Here is a 13,901-nt window from a genome sequence, read left to right as displayed (position 1 = left end):
ACCGCGACGGGACCGATCAAGGAGCCATTGCCCGGTCTCCCGCCGTGTCTCCGCATCATTTACCTTGGCATTAATCCGGCTTTTATCGCGGCCGGTTTCCCGGCACGCATCGCCCTTTTTGTCAGGCTCTTTCTTTTCGCCGAGACGGATGCGCTTTCTTCGGGGTTCCGGCACCCTTGCGTGACCGGGAGGGGGCGGCCCCATGCCTGGCGTCCGGGAGAAGCATGGCGGACGGTATCGGTGCGCTACATTCAGTGAACAGGCGGTCACTCATGACCGTCCAGCGAGGAGCCTCCGATGATCGATCCCTCGTCCGCGATGGCGCGCCTGCTGCCCGCGCGCTCCCAGCGCCCCAGGCGCGAGACCCGCCGGTTCGTCACCCGCGCCGACGCCGACCTGATCATGCTCTCCGCCGTTTCCACCGCTCAGGACGCGGCGCCCGCGCGCGGCCGGTGCGGCGCGTGGACGCTCTACTCGCGCCTGCAGTGGTCCGTGGCCGTCGCCAGGGCCGAGCGCGCGCGCCGCCGGGCACGGCCGCCCTGGGGGTGACGACCGGCCGGTCCCGGAAAGCCGGAGGCCGGCGGGCGCCCTGAGGCGCACCGCCGGCCCGGAGGAGGATCCTTCACCGCTGGGAGGAGGTTCCCGGCTCCAGAAAGCCCGCCGGGCGGCTCGCCGGCACCCGCACGCGCGGCGTCCGCCGGACGATGTGGTGCGCGATCCGCCGCGCGGCGAAGTCTGCGCCGTGCACGAACCGCATGACCGGCCCGAAGGTGGAGGCGGCGGCGAGCCCGGCGAAGTAGAGGCCTGGCGTGGACGCCTCGAAGTCGCGGCTGAGCACCGGTGAGCCGAGCCGGGTCGTGATGCGGTCGCGCAGCTCGGGCGCGAGCAGGGTCAGCCGCTCGACGTCGGGCACGAACCCGGTGGCGGCGATGACGTGCTCGACCTCCGTGACGAGGCGGCGCCCCTCGTGGTCGGTGGTGGTGAGGGAGACGCCGTCGTCCTGCTCGACGGCCTTGGCGAGCATGCGGCCCGTCGAGACCCGGATCCGCTCGTCCAGCCGGTCGCGCAGCCACCAGGCGCCCGCCGGCGGGAGCGTCTCGCGGACGATCCGCCGCCGGGTGCGCTCCGGCAGGTACCGGACGAGCCCGGGCCGCTCCGCCCACAGCCACGTCCGGTAGCCGGTGCCGAGCCCGGACCGCGGGCCCTCACGCAGCAGGTCGCGCGGCGACCGGCGCTCCTCGGGGACGGTGTTCCAGTCCAGGACGCGGCGCCGGGCGATCAGGTGCGGCCGCGCCCCCGCGTCGGCCAGCAGCACCGCCGTCTCCAGCGCGGACTGCCCGGCGCCGACGACCGCGACCTCCTTGCCGGTGAACAGGCCGAGGTCGCTGTGGGCGCTGCTGTGCGAGACGAGCCAGGACGGCATGCCCGCCAGCTGCTCCGGGATGTGCGCGAACGGCCCGACGCCGACCGCGACGACGACCGCGCGCGCGGCGATCGCCTCGCCGGACGACAGCGTGACGAGGTAGCCGCCCGCGATGCCCTGCTCGACGTTCACGACCTGCGCGTCCTCGGTGCCCGGGACGGCCTCGGCGGCGAACCAGCGCCCGTACTCCACGAACGTCTCCAGCGGGATCGGCTGCCCGATCCGCCAGCCCGGGTGGCGGTCGGTGAACCGCAGGCCCGCCTGCGGCGCCCCGAGGTCGGAGGCGAACGGCTCCGACTTCAGGTACATGCCGAGCGGCATGTTCGCGTCCCAGAACCGCATCGGCTCGCCGATGACCCGGACGTCGAGCCCGAGGTTCTGCAGGTAGGCCGCGGTCGACAGGCCGTAGGGCCCGGCGCCGGCGATGACGACGTCGCTGGCCGAGTCGCTCATGTTCCATTCCCCCCGTGTGTGCGTGGTGTTACCTGGTGCGGAGCCGTTCGACCGCGCGGAGCGCGCTGCGCCGCCCCATGGCGAGGAAGGGCGGCAGGTCGTCGCCCGCGTACCAGGCGAACTCGTCGGCCTCCCGCAGCGGTCGGAGGGTCTCCCGCAGCGGGCGCAGGGCCTCGCGCAGCGGGCGCGGTGGCTGCGCGGGACGCGGAGGCCTTTCGTGGCGCGGGCGCCGGGCCGACCGCGCGAGGTAGTGGTTCTCGACGAGCAGGTTGCGCCCGGGGGCGGGCCGCGCGTCGGGGACGGGACGGCCCGACTGGTGCAGGTGCAGGACGCGCGCGAGGTCGAGGCCGTTCCCGTCGGTGAACAGCCGGAACTGGGCCCCGATGCGGGGGTTGAAGTCCAGCAGGTGGTGGACGCCGGCGCCCGCGTCGAACCGGAAGTCGAGGTCGACGAGCCCGCGGCAGCCGAGCAGCCGGACGATCCGGACCGCGTGGCGTTCGAGCTCGGGGCTGGCGACCCATTCGCCCGCGACCGTGTGGCCGGCCTGCGGCGGGTGCGCGAGGTGCTTGCGGCCGGTCCCGCCGAACAGGCAGTCGCCGTTCTCGTCGAAGTAGCCCTGGAAGAACCAGTCGCCGCCCGCCGGCGGGATGCGCCGCTGCAGGATCAGCGGGCCCGCGCCGCCGTCGGGGTCGCGCTCACGGGTGGCGGCGAAGAGCCGGTGCAGCTCGCCGAGCGTGGGCACCAGCGTGGTGCTGCGCATGCCGGGGCGCAGCCGCCACGGCCGCGCCCACTTGGCGATCAGCGGCAGGCCGAGCGCGGCGGCGGCCTCGTCGATGTCGGCGTCCGACTCCGGCGTCAGGCTCGGCGGGCACGGGACGCCGTACCGGTGGCACGCCTCCAGTAGCCGGGCCTTGTCGGCGACGCCGCGGGGGACGCCGGGGTCCTGGCGGGGGAAGACGAAGTGGGGGGCGAGGCCGTCCGCGTGCTCGGCGACGAAGATCGCCCCCGCGTCGTCCATCGGGACGAGGAGCGCGGGGCGGCCGATCCGCTCGCCGATGGCCCGCAGGTGGAGCAGCAGTTCGCCCGGCTTCGCGGCGGGCGGGCCCCAGGGGTGCCCCCGGTACAGGTAGCGGGACCGGGACGAGGGGTTGCCGCGCCCCTCCAGGATCGCGTGGACGGGGACCCCGGCGCGGCCGAGGCTGCGGATCGCCGCGAGCGTGCCGTGGTGGAACAGGTTGCGGTCGGTGCGCAGCAGCAGGACGGGAAGGCCCGGGTCGAGGCGCGCGTTGCGGGGCTGGGCGGCCCGCGGCCGGCTGTCGAAGAACATTCGTCAGGCCCATTCCCTCGTATCGCGGCGCACGGCATCCCTTCCCCACGGTAAATTTTCACATTTCCACCCGGCCGGCTTTTTCGCGGCGGGCGCCCGAGGGCATACGATACGCATGCGAGCTGCGGATATCCATTCGGCAGGACGGCCGTTCGAGCCCCGGCGGAAAAGGTCGCCGTTCTGGTGTCCGCTCCCTCCTATTCTGGCCGCATCCGTGGTGTTGTTCGCGCTGATGGCGTCGGCACTGGTGACGTGGCAGCAGCCCCGGGCAATTCACCGATGGACGGCACATGTGCCGTTGGGGGCGTTTCTGGGGTCGGGCCCGGAGGGCGTGGCCCGGGTGGCCCGGTTCGAGCGCTGGCTCGGCTCGACGGTGACGGTCGGGCGCACCTACCTGCCGGGCGACGACTGGCCGGCGATCGAGGGTCCGCGGGGGATGTTGGCCGCGTGGGCGCACTGGAAGGCCGCCGACCAGCGCCGCATGCTGGTGGTCAACGTCCCGATGATGGCGCCGAACGAGGCGGGGATCCCGGTGCCGGTGCTGGCCTCGCTGCTGCGCGGCGGCGCGCGCGGCACGTTCGACCACCACTACCGGACGCTCGCCCGGCGGCTGGTCTCGCTGGGCGTGGGCGACGCGGTCATCGTTCTCGGCTGGGAGATGAACGGGGAGGTCTACGCCGGGCGGTGCGCCCCGGATCCGTCCGCGTGGAAGGCGTATTGGCGCAAGATCGTCGGCACCATGCGCGGCGTGCGGGGCGCGCGTTTCCGTTTCGATTTCGCGCCGTCACGAGGGCGGGACGCGATCCCGTGGACGGAGTGCTATCCGGGTGACGACGTCGTCGACATCATGGGTTCCGACAGTTATGACCAACCCGAGGGAAAGTCATTCCAGGATTTCGTTGACGAGCCGTACGGTCTGCGCGAGCAGGCGGATTTCGCGACCGCGCACGGCAAGCCCTTGTCGTTTCCCGAATGGGGCCTGTTTCGCAATTCCGACAATCCCGCCTATGTCCGGGGGATGCACGACTGGATCATGTCGCACGACGTCGTCTACCAGTCGATCACCGACTACTGCCCGCACGGGGTCTGGTCGTGCGGCGGCGGCAACCCGCGATCCTCCGCCGCCTACCGTGAGCTGTTCGGCGGCGTGACCGCCCCGCCGCCACCGGGCAAGGGACCGTTCACCCCGACGCCGGCCGCCTCCGCGCCCGCCGTGCCGACGACTCCGGCGGCCCCGGCTTCGGCCGAGCCGGCACCCTCTCCGCCGACACCGCCGACACCGCCGGCCCCGCCCACGGCGCCCTCCAGCAAGCCGTCGATCAAGCCGCCCCCGAAGCCGCCCTCGAAGCCGCCCGCCAAACCGGTGACGCCGCCGAGACCGCCGTGGACGGCGCCTCCCGCCACCGCCCGCGCGTCCACCAGGGCCTCCGCGGGGGTCTCCCCGAACCCGGCGACGTCGCGGGTGACGGCCGCGAGGAGCGCCACCGTCCGGCCGATGTCGTAGGCGGCGGACGCGGCGGCCGCCGCGCGCCCCTCCCGCTCGGCGATCCCGGGGAACAGCAGCCGCCCGGCCATCTCCTCGGCGAGCGCGCCGGGGTCCTCCATGGGCACCAGCGCGCCCAGCCCCGGGCGGACGACCTCGGTGATGCCCGGGATGTCCGTCCCGACGAGGGGGCGCCCGGTGGCCAGCGCCTCCAGCGCGGTCAGCGGCAGGCCCTCCCACCGGGACGGCAGCACGATGAGGTTGGACGCCGAGAGCCAGTCGCGCGGGTCCTCCACGGCGGGGACGAACCGGACCCCGGCTACCCGCTCGCGGCGCAGCCGGTCCAGGTCCTCGCCGTCCCCGACGATGGCGAGCTGGGCGGCCGGGCAGCGCGCGGTGACGCCCGGCCACGCCGCGACCAGGACGTCCTGCCCCTTCTGCCGGGTCAGCCGCCCGATGCACACCGCGAGCGGCACGGCGGCCTCCAGGCCGAGCCGGGTCCGGGCGGCGACGCGCGCGGCGGCGTCGGCGGGCGCGAACCGGCGCCGGTCGACGCCGTTGCGGACGAGCCGGTACGGCCCCCGCACGCCCGCGCGCATGCCCTCGCGCAGCTCGCCGATCCCGACGCAGACGAGGGCGTCGCTCCACCGGGCGCCGACGCGTTCCCACCGGCGGCTGAGGGCGTCCAGCCGCCCGGTGGCGGCGAGCCACGACCAGCCGTGCGGCTGGAAGATCGTGGGCGTGCCGAGCGGGCGGCGCAGCAGCCGCCCGGCCAGGCCCGCCTTCGAGGAGTGCAGGTGGACGACGTCCGGGGCGAAGCCCTTCACCAGGCGGCGGAGGCTGAGCGCCTCCAGCAGGGTGCGGGGGCCGGGGGCGCGCCCGGCGTCCCAGTTGAGCCAGGGCACCCCCGCCGCCATGCACCGCTCGGGCAGGTCGCCGCCTGGCGGGCAGGCGACCGCCACCTCCCAGCCGCGCCGGCGCTGGTCGCCGGCCGCCTGCCCGACGTAGACGGCGACCCCGCCCGCGTTCGGCTGGCTGACGTGCAGGATCCGCAGCGGGGTGCCGTCCCGCGGGTCAGTCATGGAGCAGCGGGGACGCGCTTCCGGACGGTCCGGCGGGCGCCCCCGGCCCGCCGCGCCGTCGCTCCGACAGGTACGCGCGGGTCCGGGCGAGCCCGGCGTAGGCGGTGGCCGCGGCGGTCCGCCCGAGGATGATCCGCTCGTTCCGGACGGGCGTCGGCCGCCACTTCAGCTTGTACGGCTCGTCCCCGCGCAGCAGGCTGACGCTCTGCCGGTGCCGGTCCCGGGCGAGGGCGAGGTCCTCGCGCAGCATCATCAGCGAGACGTCCACGCGGGACCGCAGGTCAGGGAGCGCCCCGTAGAGGTAGGCGCCGACGTGGCGGTGCCCGATCAGGACGAGGTCACCGGCGACGAGCCGGTCGTCCCACCGGTACTGCAGGACGGCGGCGCGCCCGTCGCGGACCATCCCGGCGGCCGCCTCGGCGAGATGGCGGCGGAACCGCTCGCGGGTGTGCTCGGGGTTGATCGGGCGGCCCCGCCACTGCCGGGTGTGCAGGTCGAGCAGCGCGTGCACGGCGTCCGGGACGCGGTCCGCCGGGACGCTCTCGGCCGTGATGCCGCGCACGTCGATCTTGCGGAGCTTGGCGCGCATCTTCCCGGCGGTGCGGCGCGGGAGCCGGTCGAGGACGGCGTCGATGCCCGTGCCGGAGCCGGAGCCCCCGGCGGGCAGTTCGAGGCACACCGACGACGGCGTCCGCCACGCCCGCCGCGGCCACCGCGCCGCCACCAGGTGCGCCGCCGAGCCGGGACGGACCTCCCGCAGGTCGAGCGCGCACCATCCGCGCTCGTCCAGCAGGGCCCGGGCGAGGCGCCGGACGGCGCCGTCGGCGTAGGCCGGGTCGAGCAGGACGTCGGTGAAGTCGCTCTGGTCCGCGGCGATCGGGACGAGCACGGGGAACCCGTGCCGGACGCCCGCCGCCAGCGGCGCCGCCGCGACGAGCCGGCCGCGGCACCGGACGGTGGCGAGGCGCAGCCGCCCGCGCGCCCCGTACCAGCCCCACCACGACTTGATCCACTCGTAGGTCTGGAAGGGCGTCGCGGCCGGGCTGCGGTCGTAGAGGTCGCGCAGGTCGTCGGCCAGGGCGATGAGGGCCTGTTCCTCCCGGTGCACCTCGGCCGTCCACTCGGCGGAGGCGCCGGGGGCGGCGAGCCGGGAGGGCGCGGTCACGGTCACGACCCCACCTCCACGCGGCCGGTGGGGACGGGACCGGGAAGGGCGGCCGTTCCCGCCGCCGCGGGGAGGCGGCCCCTCTCCCGGCGGCCGGCCCGCCCGCGCCGTCCGCTCATGACGGCGGCGGCGAGCCCGGCGAGCAGGATCCCGGACGCGGTGCCGACGGCGACGCCGAGCGGCAGGTTCGGCGAGGACGGCTCGGCCGGCGGTTCGGCGAGCGTCATCAGCGCGACGCGGACGCCGGTGTCGGAGCGGTGGGACGTCCCGTACCGGACGAGCGCGTCGGCGGCGGCGTTGGCGAACGCGGCGGCCTCGCGGGCCGTCCGGCCGCTGCCCGCGAGCTTGATCAGCGGGGTGTCCGGCGAGGTGGACGCCTGGATGTGCGCGCGGGTGGAGCCGCTCTCCCCGTCCGGCAGCGGGAGCGAGGAGTAGGCGAGGGTCTCCGGGAGCGGCGCGAGCCGTCCGAACGCCTGCGCGAAGCTGACCGCCGCGGGGCCGGACTGGCCCTCCCCGGCGTCCACGACCAGGACGAACGCCGTCGCCGTGTAGGTGGTGGGCGCGAACACGGCGTAGCCGAGCCCGCCGAGGAACCCGGCGAGCACGAACGCGACGGGCAGGCCGAAGCGCCGGGCCGCCGCGATGGACCATCCGCGCAGGCGCCGGGCGGCCGGGCCGAGCCGGCCGGCCCGCCGCACCGATTTCGGTGGTCTCGGCGGCCTCCTCCTGGCGTCACGTCGCTGCATCTTGAGCCCTTTCTCGTATCGGTTCGGCCCCGCCTGCGAATGGGCCGGGGCGGTAGAGCCGGGCGAGCTCGGCGGCCCGCTCGGCGACGGCGTAGCGGGCGACGGCGGGCGGCACCCGTGTCCGGTCGCGGGGTTCGCGCAGGACGCGCCCGAGTTCGGCGCTCCAGGCCCCGGCGTCGGAGGGCAGGCGGCGGGCGTCCGGGGCGTCGCCGGGCGGGAGGCAGTCGAGGGCGGGGCAGGCGGTGTAGCGGACGGGCAGCCCGGCGGCCAGCCCCTCCAGGACGCCGAGCCCGAACGTCTCCTGGACGGACGGCGCGGCGAGCACGTCCATGGCGGCGAGGACGCCCGCGACGTCCGACGTCGCCCCGGCGAACACCACGCGGCCGGAGACGCCGCGCTCGCGGGCCTGCCGGGCGAGCGCGTCCCGCGCCGGGCCCGCGCCGACGAGCAGCAGCCGGACGCCGTCCAGCCGCGCGACCGCCTCGACCAGCAGGTCGAACCGTTTCGTCGGGACGAGCCGCCCGAGGCCGCCGACGACGGGCTCGTCCAGGCCGATGCCGAGACGGCGGCGCGTCGCGGCCCTGCGGGCCGGGTCGAACGCGAACGCGGCGGCGTCGACGCCGTTCGGGATCATGACGATCCGGCCGGGGCGCACGCCCCAGGCGCGGAGCCGGGCGGCGACGGCGGGCGACACCGCGACGGTCGCGGACCCGAGCCGCTCGGTCGCCCGGTACAGGGCCCGGACGCCGCGCGTCGTGGCCCGCCCCTCGATGTGGCCCTCGCCGAGCGAGTGCTCGGTGGCGATGACGCGGGGCGTCCCGGCCATGCGCGCGGCGATCCGGCCGTACACGCACGCCCGGTAGAGATGGGTGTGGACGACGTCGTACCGCCCCCGGCGGATCAGCTGGGCGAGCCGGGGCAGCGCCCCGAGGTCCCGGTTGCCGCGCATCCCGATCTCGTGGACGGGCACGCCCGAGCTGCGGATCTCCGCGCCGAGGGCGCCGGCCCGGGTGAGGGTCGCGACCTCGCACGAGACCGGCAGGTGGCGCAGCAGCAGCGCGAGCTGGCGTTCGGCGCCGCCGTGCTCCAGCCCGGTGATGACGTGCAGGACCCGGGTCACACGCGGCTCCTCCGGCGCAGCTCGTGGCGGACGAGCTTGACGCGGAGCCGCAGCGGGCCGTCCCGGTCGCCGACGTAGGTGCGCGGGAGGGCGTGCCGTCCCGGCTCCTCGGGATGGATGTCGCACGCGTAGTCGTATCCGGCGGCGCGCACGGCCTCGACCTCGCGGACGGTGGCGTGCCCGTAGGGGTAGGCGAAGCCGGTGACGGGGCCCTCGACGAGGTCCTCCAGGACGGCGCGGCTCTCCTCCAGTTCCTCGCGCAGCTCGGTGTCGTCCGTCTCGGGGAGTGAGACGTGGTGGCGGCCGTGGGAGGCGACCTCCATGCCGACGTCGGCGACGGCGCGGATCTGCTCGGCCGTCATGAGCGGCTTGCGCGGGCCGTCGTCCCAGGCGTTGTAGGTGCCGATCCGTCCGGACACGACGAACACCGTCGCGCCGAACCCGTACCGCACCAGCGCGGGGACGGCCCGGGTCGCGAAGTCGGCGTACCCGTCGTCGAAGGTGAGCCCGACCAGGCCGCGGGCCCGTCCGGCGGCGTGCGCGTCCAGCAGCTCCCGCATGCCGACGCCGCGCAGGCCGCGCGCCCGCATCCACGCCATCTGCCGCCCGAACCGCGCGGGCGACACCGTCACCAGGTGCGGGTCCTCATCGAAGTGGTCGACCGAGTGGTACATCAGTACCGGCGGCGCGTGCCGGATGCCCTCGGCCGTCCGTCTCGGCTCTGGCAGCTGGGCCGGTTCGGTCAGGTGGGTGGGTTCTGTCGGCTTGCTCACTGCTGTCCCCCGATTCGGTGCGGCCGCGCCGGTGGCGCCCACCGAGCGGCCGTGAAGCGATCCATGGAGCAACAAGGTCTGGGCCCGCCAGGACGGCGAGGACGGCGAAGACCGCGGCGACCGCGAGGCCGCCGACCACCGTCTGGACGAGCGCGGACGCGCCCGGGGCCCCGGCGGCGAGCATCCCCACCGCGCAGGCGCCCGCGGCGCAGGCACCCGCGGCGGCGAGCGCGAGCCGCGACACGTCGGCGGCGATCCGGCGCAGCGGGACGGGCGCGACGCCGCGCCGCAGCCCGGCCAGCATCAGGACGGCGGCGAGGGTGATCCCGGAGGCGTTCGCGGCGGCCAGCGCGAGCGTCCCGGCGGACGCGGCGAACGCGCCGCCGATCGCGGCCGTGGCGGCCAGCCCCACGGCGAGCACGCCCGCCGGGCGCCAGGTCGGCTTCTTCTGCGCGAAGAACGCGCGGGCGGCGAGGCCGACGGTCGTCTGCCCCCACAGGCCGAGCGCGTACACGCGCAGGATGGCCGCGGTGCTGGCGGTGTCCGCGGACGTGAACTCGCCGTGCTCGAACAGCACCCGGATGACGGCCGGCGCGCACGCGACCAGGAACGCGGTCGCGGCCAGCACCATCGCGCTCGCGACGGCGAGGTCCTGCCGGATGCGGCGGGCGACCTGCGCGGTGTCCCCGTCCGCCGACGCGCGGGCGAGCCTCGGGAAGGTCACCGTCACGATCAGCAGCGACAGCACCATCGGCACCTGCGCGACCTTCTGCGCGTAGTTCAGGTGCGAGATCGACCCGGCGGCCAGCCCGGCCCCGAGGAACCGCTCCACGAACACCTGCGACTGGCGCGTGACCGTGTAGACGACGATGGGCGCGATGGCCGCCAGCCCGAGCCGCACGTCCACGTTCCCGGACGGCGCCGCGCCCCGTTCCCCGGGCGCGTCCCGCAGGCAGCGCAGGAACGCCGGGAGCTGCACCGCGACCATCAGGAAACTTCCGCAGGCGACACCGACCGCCGCGCTGGTGATGCCGACCGCGCCGGACAGGCCCGCGATCAGCGCGAGGATGCCGACGTTGTAGGCGAGGTAGATGGCGGCGGGCGGCCCGAACCGGTGGTGGGCGCGCAGCGTCGCGCTCATGAAGCCCGCGACGCCGAACGTCACGACGGTGACCGCCGTGAGCCGGACGCACTGGACGGCCGGGCCCTGCTCGGCGAGCCCGGGCGCGAGGGCGTCCACCACGGCCGGCGCCGCGACCGCGAGCGCCCCGGCGACCGCCGACAGGCCGAGCACCATGCGGGGCAGGGCCGTGCCGACGAGGGGGCGCAGGCCGTCCCCGCCGGCGAGGAGCCGCGTGAAGACGGGGACCATGAGCAGGGCCATGGCGTCCTCGATCAGCAGCGGCGAGACGGTCTCGGGGATCGTCCAGGCGACGAGGAACGCGTCCGTGCTGCCGCTGGCGCCGAACAGGTCCGCCATCACGAGGTCGCGCAGGAACCCCAGCCCGGTGCCCGCAGCGATGAGCACCCCCGACACGATCGCGGCCCGCCCCACCGAACCGGAGGGGAGACGCTCGCTGCGCTCGGTCACGGCGTCCTCCCGGGCGGAGCTGAGGAAGCTTCGACCGCCCCGAACGCGCGTGCCGCCGTGAGGCCGAGGATGACGCCGACGAGCGCGCACGTGGGCCCGCCCAGGTCCGCGTACAGGAAGTTGATCAGCAGGAACGCCAGCAGCGCGACGCTCGCGAGCCAGAACGGGTCGCGGGCGTCGCGGCGCGTCCACAGCCCGGCGACGATCGCGGCGAGCAGCGCGGCGAACCCGGCGAGGCCCACCACGCCCTGCTCGGACAGGAACAGCAGGTACTCGTTGTGCGGCGACAGGAGCGGCTGCCGGACGTACCCGTTCACGGGGTCGTCGGTCTCGCTGCCGGACGACAGCTCGATCGTGGCGTAGGTGTCGCGGTAGGCCGGGAAGTTCTTCACCCCGACGCCGGTGACCGGGTGGTCCTCCCAGATCCTGACGGCGGCCGCCCACAGGTTGTACCGGTCGTCCACGGACTGGTCCGGGTGGCTGACCGAGCCCACCGTCGACTTCGCGCGCTCGACGACGGCCTGCGACCCGCCGCCCGCGGCGCCGAGCAGGACGAGCATCAGCGCGCCGCAGCACGTCAGCACCTTGACGGCCGTCCACCGGTCGAACAGCACCAGGGTGAGGACGGCGGCGGCGCCGAGCGCGATCCACGTCCCGCGGCTGAGCGCCAGCGCCAGCGCGGCGCCGAGGACGGCGATCCCGGCGAGGGCGGCGGGGACGGCCGCGGCGCCGTGCGCGGGCGCCGTCAGCGCGAACGCGGTCAGCACGAGGAACGCGAACCCGACGACGATCGACATGGCCATCACGTCGAGCGCGCCGAACGTCCCGACCGCGCGGATGTTCTCGCCGCCCATCGACGCGCCGTTCCCGGTGACCGCCTGCCAGATCCCGTACACCGCCTCCGCGAGGCCGAGGCCGAGCACCGCCCAGCAGACGGTCGCGAGGTCGCGCCGGTCCCGGACGAGCACGACGACGGCGAGCGGCACCAGCACGAAGACCTGGAGGTCGCGGACGAACCCGGCGAGGCTGGTGCCGATGTCGGCCGAGTGCACGGTGCTGATCGCGAGCGCCGCGACCAGCGGCCCGAACGCCGGAAGGGCCCGGCGCGGCATCCGCGCCCGGCCCGTGACCAGCATCCCGACCGCGACGAGCACGAGCGCGGCGCTGGCGAGGTCCCCCGCGGTGGCCTGCGGGCCGGCCCCGAGGCCCTGCGCGCCGGGCGGGATCCCCGCGCACGCCACGGTCACCGCGATCAGTAGGCTCGGGCGCCTCGGCAGCGGCCTGGCCAGGAAGGGGACGGCGGCGGCGTGCGTCGTCATGCGGGGTCCCGGAAGAGCATCGCCCGCGCCGTCAGCAGCAGGATCTTCAGGTCGCCGGTGAACGACCAGTGGTCGATGTAGTGGTTGTCGAGCCTCGCCCGCAGCTCGATGGAGGTGTCGCCCCGGAACCCGTGGATCTGCGCCCAGCCCGTCATCCCGGCCGGGACGCGGTGCCGCGCCGTGTAGCCGGGGCAGGTGCGCGAGAACTGCTCCACGAAGTGGGGCCGCTCCGGGCGCGGCCCGACGAGGCTCATGTCGCCGCGGATGACGTTCCACAGCTGCGGGAGCTCGTCCAGCGACGTGGCGCGCAGGAACCGTCCGACCCGGCCCATCCGCTCGTCGTCCTTGACGGTCCAGCGGGTGTCGGCCTCCCGCTCGTCCGCGGGCTTCAGCGTCCGGAACTTCAGCAGGACGAACTCCTCGCCGCCGAGCCCGATCCGCCGCTGCCGGAACAGCACGCCGGGGCCGCCCTCGGCCCGCACGGCGATCGCGCACGCCGCGAGCAGCGGCAGCGCGAGCACAAGGACGAGGGACGCCACCACGACATCGAGCACCCGTTTGGCGCAGCGGGCCGCCGGGCCCCGCAGGCCCCACTCGATCCGCGCGCACGGCAGCCCCGCGAGGTACTCGCGCCGCCCCTGCGCCACCGGGACGACATCCGACGGCGGCTGGACGAGCAGCGTCTCGCAGGGCAGCCCGAACGACATCCGCAGCACCGCGTCCAGCCGGTCGGGCGGCACGTCCTCGGCGACGACGACCAGCGTCTCGATCCCGTGCGCCTCGACGATCGACGGGAGGTCGGCGGTCTCCCCGAGTACCGGCGCCGCGCCCGGAGGCCCCTCCGGATCTCCCGCGGACACCTGCCCGGCCACCGCGAGCCCGAGATCGCCGCGCTCGCGCAGCACGTCGAGCACGTGCGCGGCGGTCCCGCCCGTCCCGACGACCAGCGCGGAGCGGGCCCGGGTGCGGCGGCTCCGGTACGTCCGGACCGTCGCGTTCACGAACCCGCGCGTGCCGAGCTGCACCGTCCCGCACAGGGCCGCCGTCCACAGCCAGGCCGGGGCGTCCGCCCGCAGCAGCGCCGCGATCCCGCAGACGAGCAGCGTGCGGAGAAGGAGCGGCGGCGCGTCGGCGAGCAGGGACGGGGCGCGGCGCGCCCGGTACAGCCCGCCCGCGCCGTTGAGCGCCACGACCGTTAAGGCGGCGAGGCCCGGCAGGGCGCCGCCCCCGGTGAGGGACACGGCGAAGCCCATCGTCCAGCCGTCCAGTACGGCGAGGCCCGCCGGGCACAGCCCGGCCAGAATCCGCGCCCTTCGCGGAACGACCCGCCGGCCGCCCGCCGAAAGGAGTTCCGGAGGGACCGCGCCGGAGTCGACGGAGAAACTCAGCCCCTGGGCTCTCATCGCGCGTCCCCTTCAC

General features: G+C 75.7%; 13 protein-coding genes and 1 pseudogene. 2 read left to right on the top strand and 12 right to left on the bottom strand.

Features of this window, described 5'->3' with window-relative positions:
* Positions 1–297 precede the first annotated feature (297 nt).
* Positions 298–549, top strand: coding sequence for a hypothetical protein (locus tag AB0C84_RS03475; protein WP_179844700.1), 252 nt, complete (start codon positions 298–300; stop codon positions 547–549).
* 73 nt (positions 550–622) lie between these two features.
* Here AB0C84_RS03475 and AB0C84_RS03470 read toward each other — a convergent pair whose 3' ends face one another.
* From AB0C84_RS03470 to AB0C84_RS03460, 3 genes are all read right to left on the bottom strand, one after another.
* Positions 623–1,876 carry an NAD(P)-binding domain-containing protein gene (locus AB0C84_RS03470; protein WP_361060690.1) on the bottom strand — a complete coding sequence of 418 codons (1,254 nt, stop codon included), beginning with the start codon at positions 1,874–1,876 and terminating at the stop codon, positions 623–625.
* A 28-nt stretch (positions 1,877–1,904) separates the two neighbouring features.
* The gene (locus AB0C84_RS03465) at positions 1,905–3,203 is read right to left on the bottom strand and encodes an ATP-grasp domain-containing protein (protein WP_361060688.1); all 1,299 of its coding nucleotides are present in this window, start codon (positions 3,201–3,203) and stop codon (positions 1,905–1,907) included.
* A gap of 390 nt (positions 3,204–3,593) precedes the next feature.
* Positions 3,594–3,779, bottom strand: a complete 186-nt coding sequence (locus AB0C84_RS03460) for a hypothetical protein (protein ID WP_361060831.1) — start codon at positions 3,777–3,779, stop codon at positions 3,594–3,596.
* Between AB0C84_RS03460 and AB0C84_RS03455 the strand changes: the two are divergent.
* Positions 3,706–4,035 (top strand): annotated as a pseudogene (locus AB0C84_RS03455) (glycosyl hydrolase family 26); the annotation flags it as partial. The gene AB0C84_RS03460 and the pseudogene AB0C84_RS03455 sit on opposite strands and share 74 nt — an antisense overlap.
* A 51-nt stretch (positions 4,036–4,086) precedes the next feature.
* Here the strand turns inward: AB0C84_RS03455 and AB0C84_RS03450 are convergent.
* The 9 genes from AB0C84_RS03450 to AB0C84_RS03410 form a co-directional block, all read right to left on the bottom strand.
* Positions 4,087–4,227 (bottom strand): hypothetical protein, encoded by a 141-nt coding sequence (locus AB0C84_RS03450; protein ID WP_361060829.1) that lies wholly within the window; start codon positions 4,225–4,227, stop codon positions 4,087–4,089.
* A 101-nt stretch (positions 4,228–4,328) separates the two neighbouring features.
* Positions 4,329–5,768 carry a glycosyltransferase gene (locus tag AB0C84_RS03445; protein WP_361060686.1) on the bottom strand — a complete coding sequence of 480 codons (1,440 nt, stop codon included), beginning with the start codon at positions 5,766–5,768 and terminating at the stop codon, positions 4,329–4,331.
* The gene (locus tag AB0C84_RS03440; RefSeq protein ID WP_361060684.1) at positions 5,761–6,939 is read right to left on the bottom strand and encodes a GNAT family N-acetyltransferase; all 1,179 of its coding nucleotides are present in this window, start codon (positions 6,937–6,939) and stop codon (positions 5,761–5,763) included. The genes AB0C84_RS03445 and AB0C84_RS03440 overlap by 8 nt, the downstream gene beginning before the upstream one ends.
* On the bottom strand, positions 6,936–7,679 hold the full coding sequence (locus AB0C84_RS03435) for a hypothetical protein (RefSeq protein ID WP_361060682.1): 744 nt from the start codon (positions 7,677–7,679) through the stop codon (positions 6,936–6,938). Before AB0C84_RS03435 ends, AB0C84_RS03440 begins: the two co-directional genes overlap by 4 nt.
* Entirely contained in the window at positions 7,666–8,799 is a 1,134-nt protein-coding gene (locus tag AB0C84_RS03430; protein ID WP_361060680.1) for a glycosyltransferase, read from the bottom strand. Before AB0C84_RS03430 ends, AB0C84_RS03435 begins: the two co-directional genes overlap by 14 nt.
* Positions 8,796–9,473: a polysaccharide deacetylase family protein gene (locus tag AB0C84_RS03425; RefSeq protein ID WP_361060678.1), complete on the bottom strand. Its 678-nt coding sequence runs from the start codon at positions 9,471–9,473 to the stop codon at positions 8,796–8,798. The genes AB0C84_RS03430 and AB0C84_RS03425 overlap by 4 nt, the downstream gene beginning before the upstream one ends.
* Positions 9,445–11,163: a lipid II flippase MurJ gene (locus tag AB0C84_RS03420; protein WP_361060676.1), complete on the bottom strand. Its 1,719-nt coding sequence runs from the start codon at positions 11,161–11,163 to the stop codon at positions 9,445–9,447. The genes AB0C84_RS03425 and AB0C84_RS03420 overlap by 29 nt, the downstream gene beginning before the upstream one ends.
* The gene (locus AB0C84_RS03415; protein ID WP_361060674.1) at positions 11,160–12,482 is read right to left on the bottom strand and encodes an O-antigen ligase family protein; all 1,323 of its coding nucleotides are present in this window, start codon (positions 12,480–12,482) and stop codon (positions 11,160–11,162) included. Before AB0C84_RS03415 ends, AB0C84_RS03420 begins: the two co-directional genes overlap by 4 nt.
* On the bottom strand, positions 12,479–13,885 hold the full coding sequence (locus AB0C84_RS03410; RefSeq protein ID WP_361060672.1) for an exopolysaccharide biosynthesis polyprenyl glycosylphosphotransferase: 1,407 nt from the start codon (positions 13,883–13,885) through the stop codon (positions 12,479–12,481). Before AB0C84_RS03410 ends, AB0C84_RS03415 begins: the two co-directional genes overlap by 4 nt.
* Positions 13,886–13,901 lie beyond the last annotated feature (16 nt).

It is taken from the genome of Actinomadura sp. NPDC048955 (genome assembly GCF_040649435.1).
In the GTDB taxonomy this organism is placed as follows: Bacteria; Actinomycetota; Actinomycetes; order Streptosporangiales; family Streptosporangiaceae; genus Spirillospora; species Spirillospora luteofluorescens.
The sequence above is the reverse complement of the archived record's forward strand: the minus strand, read 5'-3'. Positions and strand labels throughout refer to the sequence as shown.